The organism is Nocardioides sp., from assembly GCF_036374615.1.
Taxonomy (GTDB): domain Bacteria; phylum Actinomycetota; class Actinomycetes; order Propionibacteriales; family Nocardioidaceae; genus Nocardioides.
In genome coordinates, this window is the sequence record NZ_DASUTK010000200.1 from 1 (window position 1) to 23,789 (window position 23,789).

General features: G+C 71.6%; 21 protein-coding genes. 20 read left to right on the forward strand and 1 reads right to left on the reverse strand.

What is annotated here, in order from left to right:
- Positions 1-95 precede the first annotated feature (95 nt).
- The 7 genes from VFZ39_RS15490 to VFZ39_RS15520 are packed head-to-tail and all read left to right on the forward strand — an operon-like array spanning position 96 to position 6,655.
- Entirely contained in the window at positions 96-809 is a 714-nt protein-coding gene (locus VFZ39_RS15490) for an ABC transporter ATP-binding protein (protein ID WP_330866681.1), read from the forward strand.
- Complete coding sequence (locus VFZ39_RS15495) at positions 784-2,328, forward strand: hypothetical protein (protein ID WP_330866682.1); 1,545 nt, start codon at positions 784-786, stop codon at positions 2,326-2,328. The genes VFZ39_RS15490 and VFZ39_RS15495 overlap by 26 nt, the downstream gene beginning before the upstream one ends.
- A gap of 29 nt (positions 2,329-2,357) precedes the next feature.
- Positions 2,358-3,620, forward strand: coding sequence for an acyl-CoA dehydrogenase family protein (locus tag VFZ39_RS15500; RefSeq protein ID WP_330866683.1), 1,263 nt, complete (start codon positions 2,358-2,360; stop codon positions 3,618-3,620).
- Positions 3,617-4,372, forward strand: coding sequence for an SDR family NAD(P)-dependent oxidoreductase (locus VFZ39_RS15505; protein WP_330866684.1), 756 nt, complete (start codon positions 3,617-3,619; stop codon positions 4,370-4,372). The genes VFZ39_RS15500 and VFZ39_RS15505 overlap by 4 nt, the downstream gene beginning before the upstream one ends.
- 23 nt (positions 4,373-4,395) lie before the next feature.
- Positions 4,396-5,445 carry a phosphotransferase family protein gene (locus VFZ39_RS15510; RefSeq protein ID WP_330866685.1) on the forward strand — a complete coding sequence of 350 codons (1,050 nt, stop codon included), beginning with the start codon at positions 4,396-4,398 and terminating at the stop codon, positions 5,443-5,445.
- Positions 5,445-6,074, forward strand: a complete 630-nt coding sequence (locus VFZ39_RS15515; RefSeq protein ID WP_330866686.1) for a histidine phosphatase family protein — start codon at positions 5,445-5,447, stop codon at positions 6,072-6,074. The genes VFZ39_RS15510 and VFZ39_RS15515 overlap by 1 nt, the downstream gene beginning before the upstream one ends.
- A 44-nt stretch (positions 6,075-6,118) precedes the next feature.
- Positions 6,119-6,655: a DinB family protein gene (locus VFZ39_RS15520; protein WP_330866687.1), complete on the forward strand. Its 537-nt coding sequence runs from the start codon at positions 6,119-6,121 to the stop codon at positions 6,653-6,655.
- Positions 6,656-6,707: 52 nt separating this feature from the next.
- Here the strand turns inward: VFZ39_RS15520 and VFZ39_RS15525 are convergent, their stop codons facing one another.
- Positions 6,708-7,463: an SDR family oxidoreductase gene (locus VFZ39_RS15525; protein ID WP_330866688.1), complete on the reverse strand. Its 756-nt coding sequence runs from the start codon at positions 7,461-7,463 to the stop codon at positions 6,708-6,710.
- A gap of 99 nt (positions 7,464-7,562) precedes the next feature.
- Here VFZ39_RS15525 and VFZ39_RS15530 point away from each other — a divergent pair, with 99 nt between their 5' ends.
- The 13 genes from VFZ39_RS15530 to VFZ39_RS15590 all read left to right on the forward strand — a co-directional run bounded on the left by VFZ39_RS15530 (position 7,563) and on the right by VFZ39_RS15590 (position 23,642).
- Entirely contained in the window at positions 7,563-7,916 is a 354-nt protein-coding gene (locus tag VFZ39_RS15530; RefSeq protein WP_330866689.1) for a DUF4282 domain-containing protein, read from the forward strand.
- Positions 7,917-8,045: 129 nt separating this feature from the next.
- A complete protein-coding gene (locus VFZ39_RS15535) occupies positions 8,046-8,675 on the forward strand; it encodes a PadR family transcriptional regulator (protein WP_330866690.1) in 630 nt (209 codons plus the stop codon).
- Entirely contained in the window at positions 8,672-9,394 is a 723-nt protein-coding gene (locus VFZ39_RS15540) for an ABC transporter ATP-binding protein (RefSeq protein ID WP_330866691.1), read from the forward strand. The genes VFZ39_RS15535 and VFZ39_RS15540 overlap by 4 nt, the downstream gene beginning before the upstream one ends.
- Positions 9,391-12,003 (forward strand): FtsX-like permease family protein, encoded by a 2,613-nt coding sequence (locus VFZ39_RS15545; protein WP_330866692.1) that lies wholly within the window; start codon positions 9,391-9,393, stop codon positions 12,001-12,003. Before VFZ39_RS15540 ends, VFZ39_RS15545 begins: the two co-directional genes overlap by 4 nt.
- 18 nt (positions 12,004-12,021) lie before the next feature.
- Entirely contained in the window at positions 12,022-14,130 is a 2,109-nt protein-coding gene (locus tag VFZ39_RS15550; RefSeq protein WP_330866693.1) for an MMPL family transporter, read from the forward strand.
- Between the two features lie 92 nt (positions 14,131-14,222).
- Positions 14,223-14,831: a TetR/AcrR family transcriptional regulator gene (locus VFZ39_RS15555; RefSeq protein WP_330866694.1), complete on the forward strand. Its 609-nt coding sequence runs from the start codon at positions 14,223-14,225 to the stop codon at positions 14,829-14,831.
- Entirely contained in the window at positions 14,828-15,610 is a 783-nt protein-coding gene (locus tag VFZ39_RS15560; protein ID WP_330866695.1) for a TIGR03084 family metal-binding protein, read from the forward strand. Before VFZ39_RS15555 ends, VFZ39_RS15560 begins: the two co-directional genes overlap by 4 nt.
- The gene (locus tag VFZ39_RS15565) at positions 15,607-17,337 is read left to right on the forward strand and encodes an acyclic terpene utilization AtuA family protein (RefSeq protein ID WP_330866696.1); all 1,731 of its coding nucleotides are present in this window, start codon (positions 15,607-15,609) and stop codon (positions 17,335-17,337) included. Before VFZ39_RS15560 ends, VFZ39_RS15565 begins: the two co-directional genes overlap by 4 nt.
- Positions 17,334-18,461 (forward strand): acyl-CoA dehydrogenase family protein, encoded by a 1,128-nt coding sequence (locus VFZ39_RS15570; protein WP_330866697.1) that lies wholly within the window; start codon positions 17,334-17,336, stop codon positions 18,459-18,461. The genes VFZ39_RS15565 and VFZ39_RS15570 overlap by 4 nt, the downstream gene beginning before the upstream one ends.
- On the forward strand, positions 18,461-18,961 hold the full coding sequence (locus tag VFZ39_RS15575; protein WP_330866701.1) for an SRPBCC family protein: 501 nt from the start codon (positions 18,461-18,463) through the stop codon (positions 18,959-18,961). Before VFZ39_RS15570 ends, VFZ39_RS15575 begins: the two co-directional genes overlap by 1 nt.
- On the forward strand, positions 18,954-20,525 hold the full coding sequence (locus VFZ39_RS15580; RefSeq protein ID WP_330866698.1) for an acyl-CoA carboxylase subunit beta: 1,572 nt from the start codon (positions 18,954-18,956) through the stop codon (positions 20,523-20,525). The genes VFZ39_RS15575 and VFZ39_RS15580 overlap by 8 nt, the downstream gene beginning before the upstream one ends.
- Positions 20,526-20,532: 7 nt before the next feature.
- On the forward strand, positions 20,533-22,464 hold the full coding sequence (locus VFZ39_RS15585; RefSeq protein WP_330866699.1) for an acetyl/propionyl/methylcrotonyl-CoA carboxylase subunit alpha: 1,932 nt from the start codon (positions 20,533-20,535) through the stop codon (positions 22,462-22,464).
- Positions 22,461-23,642 (forward strand): acyl-CoA dehydrogenase family protein, encoded by a 1,182-nt coding sequence (locus VFZ39_RS15590; RefSeq protein ID WP_330866700.1) that lies wholly within the window; start codon positions 22,461-22,463, stop codon positions 23,640-23,642. Before VFZ39_RS15585 ends, VFZ39_RS15590 begins: the two co-directional genes overlap by 4 nt.
- The last annotated feature ends 147 nt before the right edge of the window (positions 23,643-23,789 follow it).

A 23,789-nucleotide genomic window follows, 5' to 3' on the forward strand; every position in this document is an offset into this window, starting at 1 on the left:
GGCGTGTGCCTGAGAGTGCGCCATGGCGCACTCTCAGGCACACGAGCCGCACGGTTCGGGTCACACAACGGCCAGATCCGGGGGAGGATGTCCCGGTGAACGAGCAGCACCCTGCGGTCGAGGTGACCAGCCTGCACGTCCGGTTCGGTGACGTCGAGGCGGTCGCCGGCGTCGACCTCGCCGCCTACGCCGGTCAGGCGACCGCGCTGCTGGGCCGCAACGGCGCCGGCAAGTCCACGACGATGCGCGTGCTAGCCGGCCTGGTGCCGCCGAGCGCCGGGACCGCCGTGGTCGCCGGGTACGACGTGTGGCGCGAGCCGCTCGCCGTCAAGCGCGTCACCGGCTACTGCCCCGACGTCGGCGGCCTCGTGACCCGTGCCACCGCCTGGGAGCACCTGCAGCTCGCGGCCCGGTTGCGCCGGATGACCGACTGGGAGGACCGCGCACGCGACCTGCTGGAGCGGTTCGAGCTCGGTGACGCCGCGCACCGGGTCACCGGCGGCTTCTCCCACGGCATGGGCCGCCGGCTGTCCGTCGCGCTGGCCGCCCTCCACGAGCCCGACGTGCTGCTGCTCGACGAGCCGTTCGACGGCGTCGACCCGATCGGCGTGGAGGCCACCCTCGACGTGATCGCCGACGCCCGCGCCCGCGGCGCCTGCGTCCTGGTCTCCACCCACCTGCGTGAGCTGGCGATCGAGGCGTGCGGCGAGGTTCTCGTGCTCCGAGGCGGCTCGCGGGTCGCGACCGTCAGCGCGTCGGAGATGTCCGGGGAGGAGGGGGCGCGTGCCTACCGCGCTCTCCTCGACTGACGCGCGGTCCCGCGCCCGGTCCGAGTTCGCCTGGTGGCGGCCGGTCCGCGACGTCGGCTACCTGCTGCAGTTCCGGGCTGCAGCCGTCCGCCGGCGCTCGGCGTTCCGGTGGTCGGCACTCCTGCTGCTGCTCATCACCGCCGCGGTCGCGATCGTGCCGGCGTACGTTCCTGCCGAGGACGATCGCCGGCTCGAGATCGCGGTCCTGATGCCGACCGCCATGGCCGGCATCTTCGCGATCTCGATCATTTCCGCGATCGCCTCGGGTGGCGGTCGCGAGCTGATCAGCCGCGAGCAGGGGGTCGCCTTCCCGGTCAGCCCGACCACCGACCACCTCGGCGCCCTGCTGCTGGCCCCGCTCAACATCGCCTGGCTGATCCAGGCCTGGGTGCTGCTCGGAGCCTCGGCCTACGGCGCGCTGCCGGCGCGTCTCATCACCGCGCAGACCGTGATCCTGCTGTGGCTCGCCCTGGCGACCGCTGCCGCGCAGGTGATCGCCTGGGTCGTCGAGGCGATCAGACGCCGACCACACGGCATCGTCGCGATGCGGTTCGTCCTGGTCGCCATCGCGGGGGTGGCGCTGTGGATCCAGCTGACCGGGCGGACCACGGAGACCCTCGACCGGATCCCGACCCTGTCGCTGTGGATCGCGGGCATCGGCGGGTTCGAGCTCGGCTGGTTCAGTGCGGTCCTGCTGGAGCTGGTGCTGCTCTTCTGCATGGTCGTGCTGGGCGCGATCCCGGCGATCCTGGCGGCCCGGCGACTGCCCCACGACGAGCTCCGCGCCGAGACCGACACCCACACCCCGCGACCGATGCCGTGGACCGACCTGTCCGCACTGCTGCGGATCGACCGCGCCTCGGTGTGGCGGGCGGTGCCGATGCGCCGAGGCATGGCGGTGCTGGCGATCGGCCCCGGGCTGGTCGCCGTGGTCGGCGGCCTGCCCTGGTCGTCTGTCACGGTGCTGCCTGGACTGGTGGTCTCCGGCGGTGCCCTGCTGTTCGGCGTGAACGCGTGGTGCCTCGACGGCCGTGGTCTGCTCTGGCGGGAGAACCTGCCGGTGGCCCCCGGGACGGTCTTCACCGTTCGCGCCCTCGTGATCGCGGAGTTCCTCGCCATCGCCTCGCTGGTGACGATCCTGCTCGCCTCGATCCGGGCCGGGGCGCCGACGACGGCCGAGCTGACCGCGCTCGCCTGCACCCTGATCGTGGTGACGCTGCAGGTGGTCGGAGCCTCGATGCGTTGGTCCGACCAGCGCCCGTACGCCGTCGACCTCCGCAGCGCCCGCGCGACCCCTGCCCCGCCGGTCATGATGGTGGGCTACTCCGCGCGGCTCGCGCTCAGCACCACGTTCACCGGGCTGCTGTTCTCGGGGCTGTCGCGCGTCCCGGACCCGACGGTCTCGCTGCTGGTGGCGGTGCCCTGCCTGGCGTGGTCGACGGTGCGGCTGCTGCGGAGCCGACGGCGCTGGATCGACCCCGCCGAGCGGGCGCGGATCGTTACGACCGTCGCGGCCTGAGGACGGCCCGTCCGTCTAGGGTCGGGCGCATGGACTTCGCCCCCTCCCCGCGCGCCGAGGCGCTGCGCGAGAAGGTCGCCGCTTTCCTCCGCGACGAGATCGAGCCGATCGAGCCGGCGTACCACCGCGACCTGGCGCAGGCACGCGTGCAAGGCACGCAGTGGACGCCGCTGCCGGTGATCGAGGAGCTGAAGCAGAAGGCCCGGGCGCAGGGACTGTGGAACCTGTTCCTGCCGAAGGAGCACGCGGGGGAGTACGCCGCGGCGTACGGCACCGACGGGGGCGAAGGCCTCAGCAACGTCGACTACGCCCCGCTCGCCGAGCTGATGGGCCGCTCGGCGATCGCACCCCTGGTCCTCAACTGCAACGCACCGGACACCGGGAACATGGAGGTGCTGCTCCGCTACGGCACACGGGAGCAGCGCGACACCTGGCTCGACCCGTTGCTCGACGGCCGGATCCGGTCCGCGTTCGCGATGACCGAGCCCGACGTCGCGAGCTCCGACGCCACCAACATGGTCGCCACCGCGGTGGTCGAGGGCGACGAGGTGGTGGTGAACGGCCGCAAGTGGTGGTCCACCGGCGTGGGCCACCCGGACTGCCGGATCTTCGTGTTCATGGGCCTGGCGGACCATCCGGGGAGGCGGCCGAGCGCCGACCGTCATCACCGGCACACGATGGTGCTGGTGCCACGTGACGCGCCCGGTGTGAGGATCGAGCGCCTCCTCACCACGATGGGGTACGCCGACGAGCCGATCGGGCACGGCGAGGTCTCCTTCACCGACGTCCGGGTCCCGGTCGCGAACATCCTCTCCGGTCCCGGCGAGGCGTTCTCGATCGCCCAGGGACGACTCGGACCGGGCCGGATCCACCACTGCATGCGGCTGATCGGAGCCGCGGAGGTGGCCCTGGAGCACGCGATCCGGCGCGGCCTCGAGCGGACCGCGTTCGGCAAGCCGCTTGTGGACCTCGGCGGCAACCGGGAGCGGATCGCCGACGCCCGGATCGCGATCGAGCAGGCCCGGTTGCTGGTGCTCCACGCCGCGTGGAAGCTCGACCAGGGCGGGCCCTCGCACGCGCTGTCCGAGGTGTCGCAGATCAAGGTCGCGGTGCCCAACGTGGCGCTCGGGGTGATCGACATGGCGATCCAGCTGCACGGGGGTGCCGGCCTCTCCGACGACTTCCCGCTCGCGATGTCCTGGGTGAACTCCCGTGCGCTCCGGCTGGCCGACGGTCCTGACGAGGTGCACCGCGGCCTGGTCGCGCGGCTCGAGCTCGGCAGGTACAAGTGACGCCGCAGCGGGTGCTGATCACCGGTGCCGCAGCCGGGCTGGGTGCCGCGCTCGCCGCCGCCTACCGGACGCGCGGTGCCGACGTGCTGGCGACCGACGTGGCCGAGGGAGTGGACCTGCGGCTCGACGTCACCAGCGACGACGACTGGGCCGCCGCCCGTGACCGCGTGGAGCGGACGTGGGGCGGGCTTGACGTGCTGATCAACAACGCCGGGGTCGCCGGCGGCGGCCGGCTCGACGTCGCCGGCATCGACGAGTGGCGGTGGATCACCGAGGTCAACCTCTTCGGGATGGTCCGTGGCACCCGGACGTTCGTGCCGATGCTCAAGCGGCAGCGGGCGGGGCTGATCGTCAACGTGGCCTCGCTCGCCGGTCTGGTGCACCCGGCGGGGATGGCCGGCTACAACGCGGTGAAGGCGGCGGTCGTGGCCCTGACCGAGACCACCGGCCACGAGCTGGCGGCGTACGGCGTGCGAGCGTCGGTGGTCTGCCCGTCGTACTTCCGCACCGGGCTGATGGAGAACCTGCGTGGGGAGGACCAGGCGTTCGGTGCAGTCGTCGCGCACCTGGTCGCGACCGCGCCGCTCGGTCCGGACGACATCGCGACCGAGGTTCTCGCGGCGCTCGACCGCGGCGAGGAGCTGATCCTGCCCGACGAGGCCGCCCGCGCGGCGTACGACCTCAAGCTGCGCGACCGGGCGGCGTACGACGAGCAGATGCGGCAGCAGGCCGACCGGTTGCGCGCGCTGTGAACACCGCGGAGGAGAGTCGCCCGGTGCGCGACGAGGACGCGTTCGACGTCGAGCGCGTCGCCACGTGGGTGCGCACGCACGCCGCCGAGGACTGGCGCGACCGCCTCACCGGCACCCCGAAGGTCCGACAGTTCCCGGGCGGCGCGTCCAACCTGACGTACTCGCTGCGCTATCCCGACGCCGACCTGATCCTGCGTCGGCCTCCCAGCGGCGTGAAGGCGAGGGGGGCCCACGACATGGGCCGGGAGTTCCGGATCCAGCATGCGTTGGCGCCGGTCTTCCCACTCGTGCCGGAGATGGTGGCGCACTGCGAGGACGACTCGGTGATCGGGCTGCCGTTCTACGTGATGACGAGGGTCGACGGCGTGATCCCACGACGCGAGCTCGGGCTCAAACTGACGCCGGAGGAGACCTCGACCCTCTGCGGGAAGGTCTGGGACGTGCTGGTCCGGCTGCACTCCGTCGACGTCGATGCCGCCGGGCTCCGGTCGCTCGGCAAGGGGGACGGGTACGTCGGACGGCAGGTTTCGGGGTGGACGACGCGGCTGGCGGCGGCTGCCACCGACGACCTCGGTGACTGGTCCGACATCACAGCCTGGATCGACGCGAACCAGCCGGCCGACGTCGGCAGCTGCCTGATCCACAACGACTTCCGCTTCGACAACCTGGTGCTGACGGAAACCCAGCCTCCCGAGGTCGCGGCGGTGCTCGACTGGGAGATGGCGACCCTGGGCGACCCGCTGATGGACCTCGGCGGCTCGATGGCGTACTGGGTGCAGGAGGACGACGACGAGTTCTTCCGGCAGTTCCGGAGGCAGCCGTCCGACGCCCCGGGGATGTGGACGAGGGACCGGATCGTGGAGCACTACTGCGAGCGGATGGGTTTCGACCTCTCTCCGGAGCGCTGGCGGTTCTACGAGGTGTTCGGTCTGTTCCGGCTGGCCGTGATCGCGCAGCAGATCTGGTACCGCTACTACCACCGCCAGACGACGAACGAGGCGTACGCCAGGTTCGGGCCGGCGGTTGGCTATCTCGAGCAGCGCGCTCGCGCCGTGATCCGCGGGGTCGGCTGATGGGCCAGATCCTGGTGGTGCGGCACGGGCAGGCGTCCTTCGGTGCCGACGACTACGACGTGCTGTCCGACACCGGTGAGGAGCAGGCCCGCGTCGTGGGACGCTCACTGGCGCACCTCGCACCCGACCTGGTCGTGCACGGGTCACTCGTCCGGCAGCGACGCACCGCCGAGCTGGCGGCTGACGCCGCGGGCTGGGACGCACCGCTGCGGGAGGACCGTCGGTGGAACGAGCTGGACAGCCTGGCGCAGTTCGCGACCGTCTCCGGGTCGCCCGAGGGTCTCGACCCGGACGGGTTCCAGCGCTGGTACGACGCCGCCATGGCGCGCTGGACCGGCGGTGAGCACGACGCCGACTACACCGAGTCCTTCGTCGGGTTCACCGACCGGGCCAACGCGGCCCTGGCCGAGGTCGCGGCCAACGGCACCGTCGTCGCGTTCTCCTCCGGCGGGCCGATCGCCGCGATCGTGGCCGTGCTGCTGGCGGGTGGTGCTGCGACGTACGGGCGACTGCTGCCCGGCATCGTCAACGCCGGCATCACGAGGGTGATCTCGGGGCGTCGCGGCCTGACCTTGCTGTCGTACAACGAGCACCAGCACCTCGCGCCGGACCTGGTCACCTACCGGTGACCCACCGGTCGGGAACTGGCCGGAATCCTCCCTAGGCTGACGACATGACCGACACCAGCCCGCCCGAGACCCCGACGCAGCCGCTGTCGCAGGAGCGCCGCGACCTGCTCGAGACGTTGCGAGTGCACCGGCACTTCCTGCGCACCACCGTGCAGGGCCTGACCGAGGACCAGGCGCGCACCCGCAGCACCGCCAGCGAGCTCACCCTCGGGGGCCTGATCAAGCACGTCGCCAGGACCGAGTCGGCCTGGGCGGACTTCGCCGTCAATGGCCCGTCCTCGATGGAGGGCCCGGCCGACGGCGACTACTCGGACTGGGAGAACGGCTTCCGGCTCACCGAGGACGAGACCCTCGCCGGCGCCCTGGCGCGGTACGACGAGGTGGCCGCCCGCACCGATGCGCTGGTCGAGACCGTCGACCTCGACCACGCGTGGCCGCTCCCGCCGCAGCCGTGGTTCGAGCCGGGCGCCACCCGGACCGCCCGCCGCGTCTTCACCCACATCGTGGCCGAGACCGCCCAGCACGCCGGTCACGCCGACATCATCCGCGAGGCGATCGACGGCCAGAAGACGATGGGCTGAGGTCGAGTCGTGCCCCATGCGCGTCGAGTCGTACAGGGCACGACTCGACAGGTCAGATCATCTTCCGGAAGACCGGCAGCGGCGCGTGCTTCATCAGGACCGACACCGGCGCCCACGGCATCCTCGGGACGCAGGCGGAGGCACGCTTCTTCTCGATCGCGGTCACCATCTCGGCCACGCCCTTCTCCGTCGGCACCATCATCTTGTTCTCGGCTGCGGTCACCCCCGCGTTCATCTCCGAGGCGATGTAGCCGGGGTAGAGGACCGTGAAGTCGAAGCCGGGCTTTCCGTAGAACTCGGTCCGCAGCCCCTCGACGAGATGGGCCAAGCCGGCCTTGGTGGCGGCGTACGTCGTCATCGACTTCGGCATGCCGCGCAGCGCCGACATCGACGCGACGGCCACCAGGTGCCCTCCGCCCTGGGCGCGGAAGACCTCCATCGCGGCCTCGACCTGGGCCAGTGCGCCGACGAAGTTGGTCAGCGCGGTCTCACGGTTGGCCTCGAACTGACCGGTCCCCAACGGCGCACCCGCTCCCAGGCCGGCGTTGACGACGACCCGGTCGATCCGGGGGAACGCGCCGGCGAAGTCGCGGAACACCGCGAACACGGCCGCGTGATCGGTGACGTCGAGCGCACTCAGCTCGATCCTGCGCTCCGGGTGACGCTCCAGGATCTCGGCCCGCAGCTCATCCAACCGGTCCGTGCGCCGCGCGCAGAGTGCGAGGTCGTGGCCGAGGACGGCGAACTGGCGCGCCATCTCCGCGCCGAGGCCGGAGGAGGCGCCGGTGATCAGGATCGTCTGCGTCATGACACCAGTCTTCCTCCACTGCCCTGGGCGCCGTCCGTCGGTACCTTGCTGCCACCCGGTCCCGGATCCCCCGAGGCCCTGGACGAACTGGAGTCCTGCATGAGCTACGGAGCACCTCCGCCGAGTGACCCCTACGGCCAACCCGCCGCCCCGCCACCGGGTGACCAGTCCTCCGCCAAGGGTTTCCTCGGCGCGCTCTTCGACTTCACGTTCGAGCACTTCGTGACGCCGATGATCGTCAAGGTCGTCTACATCCTCGCGATCATCGCTCTCGGCCTCGGCTTCTTCCTGTTCCTCGCGGCCGGCTTCGCGGCGGGCGCCCGCACCGGCCTGGTGGTGTTGCTCGTTGGTCCCGTCGCCGTCCTGCTCTACCTGTGCCTGATCCGGATGACGCTGGAGTTCTACCTCGCGATCGCGCGGATGAGCCAGGACATCCACCAGCGGCTCCGGTGACCCGCTGACGGAGCGACGCGTCCGGACGCATGACAGGCGACATGCATACGTGGTATACATACCGGGTATCCACATCACGGGGGTGCGTGGATCGCAGGTCGAGTGACCCGGAGCAGTCGGAGGTACGCCATGTCGGTCAAGCAGGCACTGCTGGCCCTGCTGGAGCAAGGGCCGAAGTACGGCTACCAGCTTCGGACAGAGTTCGAGGAGCGCACGGGGGCCACCTGGCCCCTCAACGTCGGGCAGGTCTACACGACCCTGGCCCGGTTGGAGCGAGACGGGCTCGTCGAGCAGGTGGCCGGCGAGGCCACGGATGCTGCCGAGGGCGGCCCGGGCTCGGATGCCCACGTCGTCTACCGGGTCACCGACCACGGCCGGGCCGAGGTGCTGGCGTGGTTCACCACGCCGGTATCTCGGACCCAGCCACCCCGCGACGAGCTCGCCATCAAGCTCGCGCTCGCGGTCACCGTGCCCGGCATCGACGTCGGCACCGTGATCCAGCAGCAGCGCTCGGCCACCATGGCGGCACTGCAGGACTACACCAGGCTCAAGCGGAACGGCCCGGGCGCGCAGCCCGACGACACCTCCCAGCTGGCCTGGGGGCTGGTGCTCGACTCGCTGGTGTTCACCGCCGAGGCCGAGATCCGCTGGCTCGACCACTGCGAGGCCAGGCTGCGGCGGGCCGCTGCCGAGCGGCCCGACATCCTCGCCGGCCCGGCCGTCGTGACGTCCACCTCGACTGAGGACGCGACGGCATGAGTACCGTGCTCGCGCTGGCCGTCGTGAGCCGTGTGCACGGTCACGGCGCGTCCGAGGTGCATGCGTTGCGAGGCATCTCGTTCACGGCGTACGCCGGCGAGCTGGTCGCCGTCATGGGGCCCTCCGGCTCCGGCAAGTCGACCCTGCTGACGCTGGCCGGCGGCCTCGACACCCCCACCAGCGGCACCGTGTCGATCGAGGGCCGCGACCTCGGCGGTCTCGGCCACGCCGACCGGGCACGTCTGCGCCGCAGCTCGATCGGCTACGTCTTCCAGGACTTCAACCTGATTCCCGCTCTCACCGCTGCCGAGAACGTCGCTCTTCCCCGTGAGCTCGACGGTGAGCGACCCCGCGCGGCCAAGAAGCTGGCGCGCGCGGTTCTCGAGGAAGTGGGGATCGGCGACCTGGCCGACCGCTTCCCCGACGAGATGTCCGGCGGCCAGCAGCAGCGGGTCGCCATCGCTCGAGCGGTCGTCGGTGAGCGTCGGCTGATCCTGGCCGACGAGCCGACCGGCGCGCTCGACACCGAGACCGGCGAAGAGATCCTCAAGCTGCTCCGCGCCCGGTGCGACGCCGGCGCTGCGGGCGTCCTCGTCACCCACGAGGCCCGGCACGCGGCCTGGGCCGATCGGGTTGTCTTCCTGCGCGACGGCATCGTGGTCGACCAGACCTCGAGCGCACCGGTCGACGCGTTGCTCGAGCCTGGACTGACGAGGTGAACCCTGTTCGCCGTTGGGCCTCCGCGCTGCGGATGGCCCGGCGGGAGGCGTGGCGCGCCAAGGGCCGCTCGGTCCTGGTGCTGCTGATGATCGCGCTGCCTGTGCTCGCGGTCACCGCAGCCGACGTGGTCATCCAGACCTCCGACGTCAAACCCGGTGAGGCGATCGAACGAACCGTGGGCGGCGCGGACGCCCTGGTGACCGTCGAGCCCGGCGTCACCGACGTCGTGCAGGCACCCGACCCCGACCAGATGTCTGGCTGGACCACCCGACCGAGCGCCAGGCCACGCACGCTGGACGACGTGCAGGAGGCGCTCGGCCGGGAGGTCGACGCCGTCGAGGTCGTGCGTAGCGGTCGACAGGTCACCACCGACGCCGGGCGGACCTACGCCGAGCTGTACGAGACCGACCTCACCTCATCCCTGACCGAGGGCACGTTCCGGTTGGTGCAGGGCCGTGTCCCCGCTGAGATCGGAGAGGTGGCGGTCAACGGCGAGCTGGCCGAGCGCGGTCCGTACCGCGTGGGCGACGAGCTCACGCTCGGGAGCGGCTCGAGCGCGACCGTCGTCGGGATCGTCGAGAACGCCGTCATCCGCAGCTCAGCGATTGCGGTGGCGCCGCCCGGCGGGCTGGGCCTGAAGACGCCGGAGGGTCGGCACGCGTGGCTGGTCGACGCCGGCGGCCCGGTGACCTGGGCCGACGTGCAGGCTCTCAACGCCATCGGCGCCTCCGTCTGGTCCCGGACCGTGCTCACCGACCCGCCGCCGGCCTCCGAGATCAGCCCCGAGCTCGGCTACAGCGGCGGCACGGACGACGCCTGGCTGGCCGTCGTGGTGCTCGTCGTGGTGATGGCGCTGCTCGAGGTGGTGCTGCTCGCGGGTCCGGCCTTCGCGGTGATCGCCCGGCGGCTGCAGCGCTCGCTCGCGCTCATGGTGGCCAACGGCGCGACGCCGCGGCAGGCGCGCCGTGTGGTGATCGCGAGCGGTGTGGTCCTCGGCGTCGTCGGGGCGACGCTCGGAGTCGCGCTGGGGCTGCTGGTCGCGTGGCTCGTGCTCCCGCTCGTGCAGCAGTTCCAGGGCAGCTACCTCGGTCCGTACGACGTGCCGTGGCTCCACCTGCTCGGCATCGCCGGCTTCGGGCTGCTGTCCGCCCTGCTCGCGGCCCTGGTCCCGGCCTGGATCGCGTCCCGGCAGGACGTCGTCGCCGTGCTGGCCGGTCGGCGAGGGGACCGCAAGCCGTCGTTGCGCTCCCCGCTGCTGGGGCTGGTGCTGCTCGGCGCCGGCATCGCGCTCGCCGCGTACGGCGCGACTCGCGCGGGCGGCGAGTACGTCATCGCGGTCTCCGCGGTCGTCTCGGTGCTCGGCATGATCCTGCTGGTCCCGGTCGTCGTGGTGTTTCTCGCGCGGCTGGCTCGTCGGCTGCCCCTGGCCCTGCGGTTCGCCGTCCGCGACGCGGCGCGGCACCGCACCCGCACGGTGCCTGCCGTGGCCGCGGTGGCTGCGACGGTCGCCGGTGTCGTCGCGCTCGGCATCGGCAACGCCAGCGACACCGAGCAGAGCCGCGCCACCTACACCCCGCTGCTGGCCGTGGGCCAGGCGTCGGTGAGCCCGCCGTCCGGTGTTGCGCTCGCCGATGTCGAGCAGGTCCTGGAGCAGTACCTCCCGGACGCGTCGATCACCCCCGTGATGGGGCCCGACAGCAGCATCCGCCGGTACACCTACGTCGACACCCGCGTCGAGGGTGTCGAGTCCGTCCTCTCCGGCTACAGCGGCTCACTGTCGAGCTTCCCGGTCAGCGAGGACGGGACCATCCCGAGTCACCTGGCTGACGCGGTCGGTGACGACCGGGCGGCGGCCGAGCGAGTGCTTGCTGCGGGTGGCGCCGTCGTCTTCATCGACCAGCAGGTCGACGCGGACGAGGTGAAGCTGGTCGCCCACAGCGACCGTCGAAGCGGCGTGCTGGGGCGGGCAACGGTTCCGGCAGTGTTCGTCGAGGTCACGCAGCTCGAGGCACGCGCCCAGGGGGTGCTGTCCCCGGAGGCCGCCGCGGCCGTCGGGGTCGAGCCGGTCCCCACCGGGCTGCTGGTCGAGGGCGACATCAGCGAGGACCAGGAGGAGGACGTCAACGAGGCGCTGCTCGCGCTGGACGCCGACGCCTCGATGTACGTCGAGCGTGGCTACCAGGCCGGCGATGACACGCTGATCATCCAGCTGGTGCTGGGCTCGCTCGGCGCGGTCCTCATGCTCGGCGGCACGCTCACCGCGACCTTCCTGTCGCTGTCGGACGCGCGACCGGACCTCGCGACCCTCTCGGCGGTCGGCGCTGCGCCGCGCACCCGACGAGCGGTCGCCGCGTCGTACGCCCTGGTGATCGCCCTGGTCGGCGCCCTGCTCGGCGTGGTGGTCGGTCTGATCCCGGGGATCGCCGTGACCTACCCGCTGACGGGGGCGGAGTGGGTGCAGGACCTGAACCCTGCCCTGCCCGACCACTTCCTGGCGATCCCGTGGGCGCTGATCGGCTCGCTGGTGGTCGCGCTCCCGTTGCTCACGGCGCTGCTGGTCGGCGTGTTCACCCGGTCCCGGCTACCCATGGTCTCCCGTATCGACTGATCAGGCACACTTTCGGCCATGGGGAGTCGACGCCGTTGGATCTGGCCGCTGCTCGTCCTGATGGCATGGCTGCTGATCGGTCTCCCGAGCGGCTCCTTCGCGGGGAAGCTCTCCGAGGTGCAGACGAACGACAACGCGTCGTTCCTGCCCGAGAGCGCGGAGTCGACCGAGGTGCTCGAAGCACTCGAGGACTTCCAGGAGCAGGAGACCTTCCCTGCCACCGTCGTGATGGAACGACGGGGCGGGGTGACGCAGGACGACCTCGTCTGGCTCGAGGACCTGGGCAGCCAGGCTGCCGACGTCGAGGGCGTCGTGACCGTCGCGGAGGTGACCCCGTCGAGCGACGGGGAGGCCGCCCAGCTCGTAGTAGAGCTAGACGCACGCGACTTCGAGGTGCTCAGTGACTACGTCGAGGAGCTGCGCGGCATCGTCGACGACCCCCCGGACGGGCTGACCGTCGAGGTCGGCGGCCCCGCCGGCGTACAGGCCGACTTCTCCAAGGCGTTCGGCGCCATCGACGGCCTGCTGCTCGGCGTCGCGCTGAGCGTGGTGCTGCTGATCCTGCTCGCGGTCTACCGCTCGCCGGTGCTGCCGTTCGTGGTGCTGTTCTCGGCGGTGCTCGCCCTCGGGCTGGCCTCCGGCCTGATCTACCTGCTCGCCGACCTCGACGTGATCGCCCTGTCGGGGCAGAGCCAGGGGATCTTGTTCATCCTCGTGGTCGGCGCTGCCACCGACTACTCGCTGCTGCTGGTCGCGCGGTTCCGGGAGGAGCTGCGCGACCACGAGTCGAAGTACGACGCGATGCGGGCCGCCTACCGCGGCGCCTTCGAGCCGATCCTGGCGTCCGGTGCCACCGTCATCCTCGGCCTGCTCTGCCTGCTGCTCTCCGACCTCGCGTGGCTGCAGGGGCTCGGCCCGGTCGGGGCGATCGGCATCGCGTTCGCCGTCCTGGCGGCGCTGAGCCTGCTGCCGGCGATCCTGCTCCTGCTGGGCCGCAAGGCGTACTGGCCGGTGCACCCCGACTACGGCACAGAGCACACCGACACCCGCGGGCTCTGGGGCCGGATGGCGCGGCTGATCGGGCGTCGGGCGCGCGTCGTGTGGGTCGTGACCTTCGTGGTCCTCGCCGGGGCCGCGACGCTGGTCACCCAGCTCGACGAGGATCAGGTGCCGCAGACCGAGCTCTTCCTCGTGGAGGAGCCCTCGGTGCGTGCCCAGGAGATCCTCGACCGGCACTTCGCGTCCGACTCCGCCTCGCCGGTGCAAGTGTTGGTGCCCGAGGCACAGCTCGGCGACACGCTCGAGACGCTCAGCGGGCACGAGGGGATCGCGCAGTCCTCGGACCAGGCGCCGACGGTGTTCCCCATCCCCGACCCGAACGCCGAGGGCCAGCCGCTCGTCGTCGACGGCAACGCGATCGTGCTGGCGACCCTCGCCGACCCGTTCGACTCCCAGGCCGCCACCGACACGGTGGAGCAGCTGCGGACCGAGCTGCCCGACGACGTCCTGGTCGGTGGGGCGACGGCGATCAACCTCGACGTCCGGGACGTCACCGACTCCGACCGCCGGATCGTGATCCCGGCGATCCTGCTGGTGATCTTCCTGGTGCTCGTGGTCCTGCTGCGGGCGCTGGTCGCGCCGCTGCTGCTGCTCGTCGCCAACGTGCTGTCGTTCGGCGCCACGCTCGGGATCTCGGCGATGGTCTTCAAGTATGTCTTCGACTTCCCGCCGGCGCCGCTGGAGGTCGCGCTGATCGGGTTCGTCTTCCTGGTCGCGCTCGGGATCGACTACTCCATCTTCTTGATGACCCGGGTGCGCGAGGAGTCGATCAGGCAGGGCACCCACCCGGGGATCCTCAAGGGACTCTCCGCCACCGGCGGCGTCATCACCTCCGCCGGCGTCGTGCTGGCCGCGACCTTCGCCGCGCTCGGCGTCATCCCGATCCTGTTCATGGCGATGATCGGCTTCATCGTGGCGTTCGGCGTCCTGCTCGACGCGCTGATCGTGCGGTCGCTGCTGGTCCCGGCCCTGTCCTACGACGTGGGCCGGTTCATCTGGTGGCCCTCCCGGCTCTCCCGTGAGTCCGACCACCCGGACGCGGAGACCGAGCAGTTCCTCCACCGCTGAGTCGTGCCTGGTGTGGGTCGACCCGCGCTGACCACGACTCGGCATAAACAGTCAGGCTTGACTGTTTGTTTCTGACCCAGCACGATGGGGCGGTGAGCTCGACGGTCCGGACCCCCCAGGCCGACCGCACGCGTGCGATGCGGCTACGGCTGCTCGAGGCGACCGTCGACCTGCTGGTCGAGCGCGGCTTCTCCGGTACGACGACGACGCTCGTGTCCGAGCGCGCCGGTGTCTCACGCGGTGCCCAGCTCCACCACTTCCCGACGAAGAACGACCTGGTCGTGGCCGCGGTGGAGCACCTCACTGAGCTGCGCGGCGCCGAGCTCGCCGAGGCGGTCTCGCGACTCCCGAAGGGAGCCGGCCGGACGCGCGCGGTGGTGCGGATGCTCGGTGACCACTTCAGCTCTCCGGTGTTCACCGCCGCGCTCGAGCTCTGGGTCGCGGCCCGGACCGACGAGGCGCTGCTCGCCGCGGTCGCCCCGCTCGAGCAGCGGATCGGCCGGGAGACCCACCGGCTGACGGTCGACGCCCTCGGGGTCGATGAGTCCCGGCCGGGCGCGCGCGAGCTGGTGCAGGCCACCCTCGACCTGGTCCGAGGGCTCGGACTGGCGAACACGATCACCGACGACGCGCGACGTCGCGGCCGGATCCTGGACGAGTGGTCCCGCACCCTCGAGTCCCGTCTGGGGCGCGCGTCGTGAGACTCCTGGAGACCGTGCTGACCGACCTGACCGCCGAGAGCGAGCGGCTCGACACCCTCGTGGCCAACGTTCCCGAAGCGGGCTGGCGGATCCCGACGCCGGCAGCGGGCTGGGACGTCGCCACGCAGGTCGCCCACCTCGCGTGGACCGACGAGGCCGCCCTCGCCGCGGCCACCGACAAGAAAGCGTGGGACGGGCTGGTCCTCGAGGCGCTCGCCGACCCCAACGGGTACGTCGACGCGTCGGCGGTGGCCGGCGGTGCGGTGTCGCCCGCCGAGCTGCTCGCCCGCTGGCGGTCGGGCCGCGCGGCTCTTGCCGCAGCGCTCCGCGAGGTCCCGGACGGCACGAAGCTCCCCTGGTACGGCCCGCCGATGTCCCCCGCGTCGATGGCGACCGCGCGGTTCATGGAGACGTGGGCGCACAGCCTCGACGTGCACGAGGCGTTGGGCGCCGAGCCCGAGGTCACCGACCGGATCCGACACGTCGCGCACCTCGGGGTGCGCACCCGGGCGTTCTCCTTCGCCGTCCACGGGCTCGATGCGCCGACCGACGAGGTCCGGGTCGAGCTGACGGCGCCCAGCGGCGACCTGTGGTCGTGGGGACCCGAGGACGCCGATCAGTCGGTCCGCGGCTCGGCGTACGACTTCTGCCTGCTCGTGACGCAGCGGATCCACCGCGACGACACCGATCTGGTGGCCCAGGGCCGGGACGCCACCACCTGGCTGTCCGTCGCGCAAGCGTTCGCCGGTCCGCCCGGCGAGGGACGGAGTCCTCGATGAGCGCGGCGCCACGCACTGCGCTGCGGATCGGCAACTGCTCCGGCTTCTACGGCGACCGGCACACCGCCATGCGTGAGATGCTCGAAGGCGGTCGGCTCGACGTGCTCACCGGCGACTACCTCGCCGAGCTCACGATGCTGATCCTCGGCAAGGACCTGCTCAAGGACCCCTCGCTCGGCTACGCGCGCAGCTTCGTGCGCCAGCTCGAGGAGTGCCTCGGCACGGCGCTCGAGCGCGGGGTCCAGATCGTCTCCAACGCCGGCGGGCTCAACCCGGCGGGGCTCGCCGAGAAAGTGCGGGAGGTGGCTCGCGGGCTCGGGCTCGATCCGGCCGTCGCCCACGTCGAGGGCGACGACCTCAAGACTCACGGCTTCCCAGGCGCGCTGACGGCGAACGCATACCTGGGTGGCTTCGGGATCGCCGCCGCGCTCACGGCGGGGGCCGACGTCGTCGTGACAGGCCGCGTCACCGACGCCTCGCTCGTCGTCGGTCCGGCGGTCGCTCATCACGGGTGGACGGCCGAGCAGTACGACGAGCTGGCCGGTGCGGTCGTCACCGGGCACGTCCTGGAGTGCGGTGCCCAGGCCACCGGCGGCAACTTCAGCGGCTTCCGCTCGCTGCCCGAGGCAGCCCGGTCGCGGCCGCTCGGGTTCCCGCTCGCCGAGATCGCGGCCGACGGCAGCAGCGTCATCACCAAGCACGAGGGCACCGGGGGCGCCGTCACCCTCGACACCGTCACCGCGCAGCTGCTCTACGAGGTGCAGTCGACGCGGTACCTCGGGCCGGACGTGACGGTCGACCTCGCGTCGGTCCGGCTGGCCGACGCCGGTCCTGACCGGGTCGCCATCGCCGGGGTGCGAGGCGAGCCCCCTCCGGAGCTCCTCAAGGTCTGCGTCAACGAGCTCGGCGGCTACCGCAACAGCGTCGAGCTGGTGCTGACGGGGCTCGACGTCGAGGAGAAGGCGGCCTGGGCGCGCAGCCAGCTCGAGGCCGCCCTCGACCCGGCACCTGCCACCGTCGTGTGGTCGCCGGTCAGCCAGCCCGAGCCCGACGCCTCGACCGAGGAGGCCGCCTCGGTCGTGCTGCGGTGCACCGTCCAGGATCCGTCGCCCGACCCGGTCGGCCGCTCGTTCACCGCCACCGTCGTCGAGCTCGCGCTGGCCTCCTACCCCGGGTTCACCATGACCGCCCCGCCGGCACCGCCGTCGCCGTACGGGGTCTTCCGAGCCGAGTACGTCGAGCGGTCTGCCGTGACGCACACGGTCGTCCACGCCGACGGGCGTCGGCAGGTCGTGCCGGAGGCTGCCGTTTGGACACAAACGGCGACGACACGCCGCCCCGAGGCGCCATCTGTGCCCAATCCCGGCCACGACACCCTCACCCGCCGGCTCCCGCTCGGCACCTTCGTCCACGCCCGGTCCGGCGACAAGGGCGGTGACGCGAACCTGGGGCTGTGGGTCTCACACACGGAGCCGGACAAGTACGACGCGCGGGTGCAGTGGCTCTCGAAGCTCATCACGCCGACCCGGATCCGCGAGCTCGTCCCCGAAGCAGCCGACCTCGATATCGAGGTCCACCAGCTCCCCAACCTCGGTGGTGTGAACGTGCTGCTGCGCGGCCTGCTGGGACGAGGTGTTGCGGCGTCGAGCCGGTTCGACCCGCAGGCGAAGGGCCTCGGCGAGTGGGTGCGGTCGCGGTTGGTCTCGATCGAGGAGGACCTGGTGTGAGTGAGCGTGACGCGATCAAGGAGATGGCGGCCGAGTTCGTCCGCCGCGAGGTCGTGCCGAACCTCGACGACTGGGAGTCGGCGGGCGAGGTGCCGCGCGAGCTGCACGTCTCCGCGGCCAAGCAAGGACTGCTCGGTCTGGCCTTCCCCGAGGCCGTCGGGGGGCACGGTGGCGACCTGCTCGACAGCCTTGCCGCGATGGAGGGCTGCTTCGAGGCCGGCGCGTCCAGCGGCCTGATGGCGGCGCTGTTCACCAGCGGCATCGCGCTGCCCCACATCGCGGCGTCCGGGAGCCGCGACCTGATCGACCGGTTCGTCCGCCCGACGCTGGCCGGGGAGCTGATCGGCTCCCTGGCCGTCACCGAGCCGGGCGGTGGTTCCGACGTGGCCGGGATCCGCACCACGGCCCGCCGCGACGGTGAGGAGTACGTCGTGGACGGGGGCAAGACCTTCATCACCAGCGGCGTCCGCGCCGACTTCGCGACGACCGCGGTGCGCACCGGCGAGTCCGGCCACGGCGGGGTGTCGCTGCTGGTCGTCGAGAAGGGCACGCCGGGCCTCACCGTCGACCGCGCCCTCCCGAAGATGGGATGGCACTGCTCGGACACCGCGGAGCTGGGGTTCGCCGGCTGCCGGGTGCCGGCGGCCAACCTGGTCGGCGAGGAGAACTCCGGCTTCTACCAGATCGCCGAGCAGTTCGTCGTCGAGCGACTGGCGCTGGCGGTGCACGGTTACGGGATCGCCGCGCGCAGCCTGGCACTGACCGCGGCGTACGTGCGTGAGCGGGAGACGTTCGGCAAGCCACTGGTGAAGAACCAGGTGGTGCGCCACACACTGGTGGAGATGCGCCGCCAGGTCGAGGTCGCCCGCGCCTACACGCACGAGGTGGCACGCCGTCACGTGGCTGGGGAGAACGTGGTCGCAGAGGCGTGCCTGGCGAAGCAGACCGCGGTCGAGTGCGCGGCGTACGTCTGCGACCGGGCGGTGCAGCTGCACGGCGGTAGCGGCTACCTGACCGGCAGCGAGGTGGAGCGGCACTACCGCGACGCCCGGATCCTGCCGATCGGCGGAGGAGCGACCGAGGTCCTGACCGACCTGGCCGCGCGACTGATGGGATACGCGTGATGCTGCCACCGGTGAAGGTGCTCCTGCGACCGCTGACCGGGGAGGTGTCGGTCCGGATGGCCGCGCCGCCGTCGGTCGTCTGGGAGCTGGTGTCCGACGTGACCCGGATCGGGGAGTTCTCGCCCGAGACCTTCGAGGCGGAGTGGATCCGGGGGGCGACCGGGCCGGCGGTCGGCGCGCAGTTCAAGGGCCACGTGCGGCGCAACGGGGTCGGTCCGACGTACTGGACGCTCTGCACGGTCACGGCGTGCGAGACCGAGAAGGTGTTCGAGTTCGCGGTCGGCAACGACGCCGTCACGGCCAACAACTGGGGTTACCGGTTGCACCCGTCGCCCGGACCTGACGGTGACGGCACGCTGGTGACGGAGTACTTCCGGCTCGAGCCGAACCTGCCGATGCGGCTCTACTGGCTGGTGCTGGGCCCGCTGCGCGGCCGGACCAACGAGCAGGGGATGCGCACGACCCTCGAGCGCATGAAGGCGGTGGTCGAGGATGGGTAGCAACCGGGAGGCGATGCTCGAGAAGCTCGCGGACCTCGAGGCCGAGCACGCCAAGGCGGTCGGGGGCGGCGGCGAGCGGTACGTCGAGCGGCATCACGCGCGCGGCAAGCTGCTCCCCCGCGAACGGATCGAGCTGCTGATCGACCCGGGCTCGGCGTTCCTCGAGCTGTCGCCGCTGGCCGGCTGGGGCTCGGACTTCACCGTCGGCGCCAGCGTGGTCACCGGGATCGGGGTGATCGAGGGGGTCGAGTGCGTGATCACCGCCAACGACCCGACCGTCAAGGGAGGTGCCAGCAACCCCTGGACGGTGAAGAAGATCTTCCGTGCCTCCCAGATCGCCGAGGAGAACGGACTGCCGACCGTCGCGCTCGTCGAGTCCGGCGGCGCCGACCTGCCGACGCAGAAGGAGATCTTCATCCCGGGCGGCAAGCTGTTCCGCGACATCACACGAGCGAGCGCCCGCAAGGAGCCGACCATCGCGCTCGTCTTCGGCAACTCCACCGCCGGCGGGGCCTACGTGCCCGGGATGAGCGACTACACGGTCATGGTCAAGGAGCAGGCGAAGGTGTTTCTCGGCGGCCCGCCACTGGTGAAGATGGCGACCGGCGAGGAGTCCGACGACGAGTCGCTCGGTGGCGCCGAGATGCACGCCCGCACGTCCGGCCTCGCCGACTACCTCGCCGAGGACGAGCACGACGCGCTGCGGATCGGCCGGCGGATCGTGGCCAGGCTGAACTGGCGCAAGGCGCGGGCCGAGCCAGGGTCGTTCGCCGAGCCCGACGCCGACCCCGACGAGCTGCTCGACCTGATCCCCGCCGACCTCAGGGAGCCGTTCGACCCGCGCGGGGTGATCGCCAGGATCGTCGACGGGATCGGGCCCGGCAACGAGCGGGCCTTCGACGAGTTCAAGCCGCTCTACGGGACCTCGCTCGTGACCGGCTGGGCGCGCATCCACGGCCGGCCGATCGGCATCCTGGCCAACGCCCAGGGAGTGCTGTTCAGTGAGGAGGCGCAGAAGGCGGCCCAGTTCATCCAGCTCGCGAACCAGGTCGACACCCCGCTGCTGTTCCTGCACAACACGACCGGCTACATGGTCGGCGCGGAGTACGAGCAGGGCGGGATCATCAAGCACGGCGCGATGATGATCAACGCGGTGAGCAACTCGACGGTCCCGCACCTCAGCGTGATCATGGGGGCGTCGTACGGCGCGGGGAACTACGGCATGAACGGCCGCGCGTTCGACCCGCGCTTCCTCTTCACCTGGCCCAGCGCGAAGTCCGCGGTGATGGGACCGCAGCAGCTCGCCGGTGTGCTCTCGATCGTGGCCCGCGCGGCGGCCGAGGCGAAGGGCACCGAGTACGACGAGGATGCCGACGCCGGCATGCGCGCTTTCATCGAGCAGTCGGTCGAGGAGCAGTCGCTCCCACACTTCCTGTCCGGGCTGCTCTACGACGACGGCGTGATCGACCCACGCGACACCCGCACCGTGCTCGGCATCTGCCTGTCCGTCATCGACACCACACCGTTCGCCGGGGCTTCCGGCTACGGCGTCTTCCGGATGTGAGCGCGCGATGATCACTCGACTGCTCGTCGCGAACCGGACCGAGATCGCCTCGCGGATCTTCCGCACCTGTCGGGCGCTGGGCATCCAGACCGTGGCGATCCACTCCGACGCCGACGCCGGGCTGCCCTATGTCCGCGACGCCGACGTCGCAGTCCGGCTCGCGGGCTCCGCGCCCGCCGAGACCTATCTCGACATCGACGCAGTGCTGCACGCCGCCAAGCGCACCGGCGCCGAAGCGATCCATCCCGGCTACGGCTTCCTCTCCGAGAACGCCGACTTCGCCCGCGCGGTCGAGGCCGCGGGACTGACGTGGGTCGGGCCGACGCCGGAGTCGATCGTGGCCATGGGCTCGAAGATCGAGGCCAAGCGGCTCATGCGGCAGGCCGGCGTACCGGTGCTCGAGGCTCCGTCCACACCGAGTGAGGCCGACCTGCCGGTGATCGTGAAGGCCTCGGCGGGGGGTGGGGGCCGTGGGATGCGGATCGTGCGCGACCTCGCGTCCCTCGAGACCGAGATCGCGCGTGCGCGCGCCGAGGCGGCCAGTGCGTTCGGCGACGGCACCGTGTTCGTCGAGCCGTACGTCGAGCGTGCCCGCCACGTCGAGGTGCAGGTCGTCGGCGACCGGCACGGCGACGTGCTGGTGCTGGGCGAGCGCGACTGCTCGATCCAGCGACGTCACCAGAAGGTGGTCGAGGAGGCACCGGCCCCCGACCTGGCCCCCGAGGTCGCGCGGGCGATGCACGAGGCGGCGCGGGCGGCCGCCGAGGCGATCGGGTACGTCGGTGCCGGCACCGTCGAGTTCCTCTACGACCCGGAGTCCGAGCGGTTCCACTTCCTGGAGGTGAACACCCGGCTACAGGTCGAGCACCCGGTCACCGAGGAGGTCTTCGGCGTCGACCTCGTGGAGCTCCAGATCGCGGTCGCCGAGGGTCGCGGCGTGTCCCTCAGCGAGCGCCATGGCGCACTCTCAGGCACACGCGGCGGTCCCGACGGCCACGCGATCGAGGTGCGGCTGTACGCCGAGGACCCGGCGGACGACTTCCGGCCGCAGAGCGGGCGGCTCACGACCTTCGAGCTGCCCGAGGCAGACGGCATCCGGGTGGAGGCCGGCTTCGAGTCCGGCTCGGAGGTCTCGACCTACTACGACGCGATGCTGGCGAAGGTGATCTGTCATGCGCCCACCCGAGCCGCAGCGGCGCGGCGGCTCGCGGCCGCGCTCGACGGGGCCCGGATCCACGGCGTCGCCACCAACCGCGACCTGCTGGTCGGGATCCTGCGCGACCCCGACTTCCTCGCGGGCCGGGTCGGCACCGACTTCCTCGACCGGACCGCGGTCGTCGCGGCCGCCGCGCAGGCCGAGCCGCATCGGCAGCTGCTGGTCGCCGCCACGGTCGCGCTGGCCGAGGACCGCCGGGCTCGCCGGGCGGTCCAGCGAGGCATCCCGGTGGCGTGGCGCAACGTCACGTCGCAGCCGCAGCTGACGCGCTTCGAGAACGACCTCGAGGTGACCTGGCACGGAGGGCGTGACGGCTACCGGTTCGACGGCCTCGAGGTCGCGGCGATCAGCCCCGACTCGGTGGCGCTCGTCGAGGACGGCATCACCGCGACGTACGCCGTGCGGGTGGACGGCGCCGCGGTCGAGGTCGACGGGCCGCTGGGGCATGCGCGGCTGGTCGAGCGGCCGCGCTTCGCGGACCCGGCCGACCAGCACACCAGCGGCAGCCTGCTCGCCCCGATGCCGGGCACGGTCGTCAGCGTCTCGGTGAAGGCCGGTGACCGGGTCGCCGCCGGCGCGTCGGTGCTGGTGCTGGAGGCGATGAAGATGCAGCACCCCGTCGTCTCGCCCTACGCAGGCACGGTCACGGAGATCGACGTCCGACCCGGCGCGCAGGTCGCCGCGGGAGACGTCCTCGCGGTTGTCGAAGAGGAGCAGGAATGAGCCAGATCGCGTTCAGCGAGTCCGAGGAGCGCCAGGAGCTGCGCAAGGCGGTGGCCAGGCTCGCGTCCAAGTACGGGCGCGAGTGGTTCACCGAGAAGGCCCGGTCGGGGGAGAAGACCACCGACCTGTGGCTCGAGATCGGAAAGAACGGCTACCTGGGGATCAACATCCCTGAGGAGTACGGCGGCGGGGGCGGTGGCATCGGCGACATCGCCGCGGTGTGCGAGGAGCTGGCGGCCCAGGGTTGTCCGTTGCTGCTGATGGTCGTCAGCCCGGCGATCTGCGGCACGATCATCAGTCGCTACGGCACACCTGCGCAGAAGCAGCGCTGGCTGCCCGGCATCTGCGACGGCACGGGCACCATGGCCTTCGCCATCACCGAGCCGGACGCCGGCACCAACACCCACAACATCTCGACGACCGCCCGCCGCGAGGCGCTTCCGGACGGAGGGAGTCAGTGGGTCCTCAACGGGCGCAAGATCTACATCTCGGGCGTCGACGAGGCCGACTACGTGCTCGTCGTCGCACGCACCGAGGACGCGACGACGGGCCAGGTGAAGCCGGTGCTGTTCGTGGTGCCGACCGACGCCGCGGGCTTCGAGGCCCGTCCGATCCCGATGGAGATCGTCAGCCCCGAGCTGCAGTTCACCGTGTTCCTCGACGACGTCCGGCTGCCGGACGACGCCGTGGTCGGTGACGAGGACGGCGGGCTGGTGCAGCTCTTCTCCGGCCTGAACCCCGAGCGGATCATGGCCGCGTCGTTCTCCACCGGCCTGGCTCGGTTCGCGCTCGACCGCGCGGCGGCCTACGCCAAGGAGCGCACGGTGTTCCAGGGACCGATCGGTGCCCACCAGGCGATCGCCCACCCGCTGGCGCAGAGCCACATCGAGGTCGAGCTGGCCCGGCTGATGACCCAGAAGGCGGCGGCGCTGTACGACGCCGGGGACGACGTGGCGGCCGGGGAGGCGGCCAACATGGCGAAGTACGCCGCAGCGGAGGCCGCGTGCGACGCCGCGGACCGGGCGGTGCAGACCCACGGCGGCAACGGGATCACCCAGGAGTACGGCATGGCCGGTCTGCTGGTCGCCACGCGCGCCGGCCGGATCGCCCCCGTGAGCCGCGAGATGATCCTCAACTACGTGGCGATGCACAGCCTGGGGCTCCCCAAGTCGTACTGACCCATACCGCGGCGTGTGCCTGAGAGTGCGCCATGGCGCACTGTTGTGTCTCAGGACATCGCGGACACATATGTCTCAGGACTTCGCGGACACCTTTGTAGTCGATGGGTTGGCTGACTGGTAGCCGGATCGGGAGATCAGGTCGAA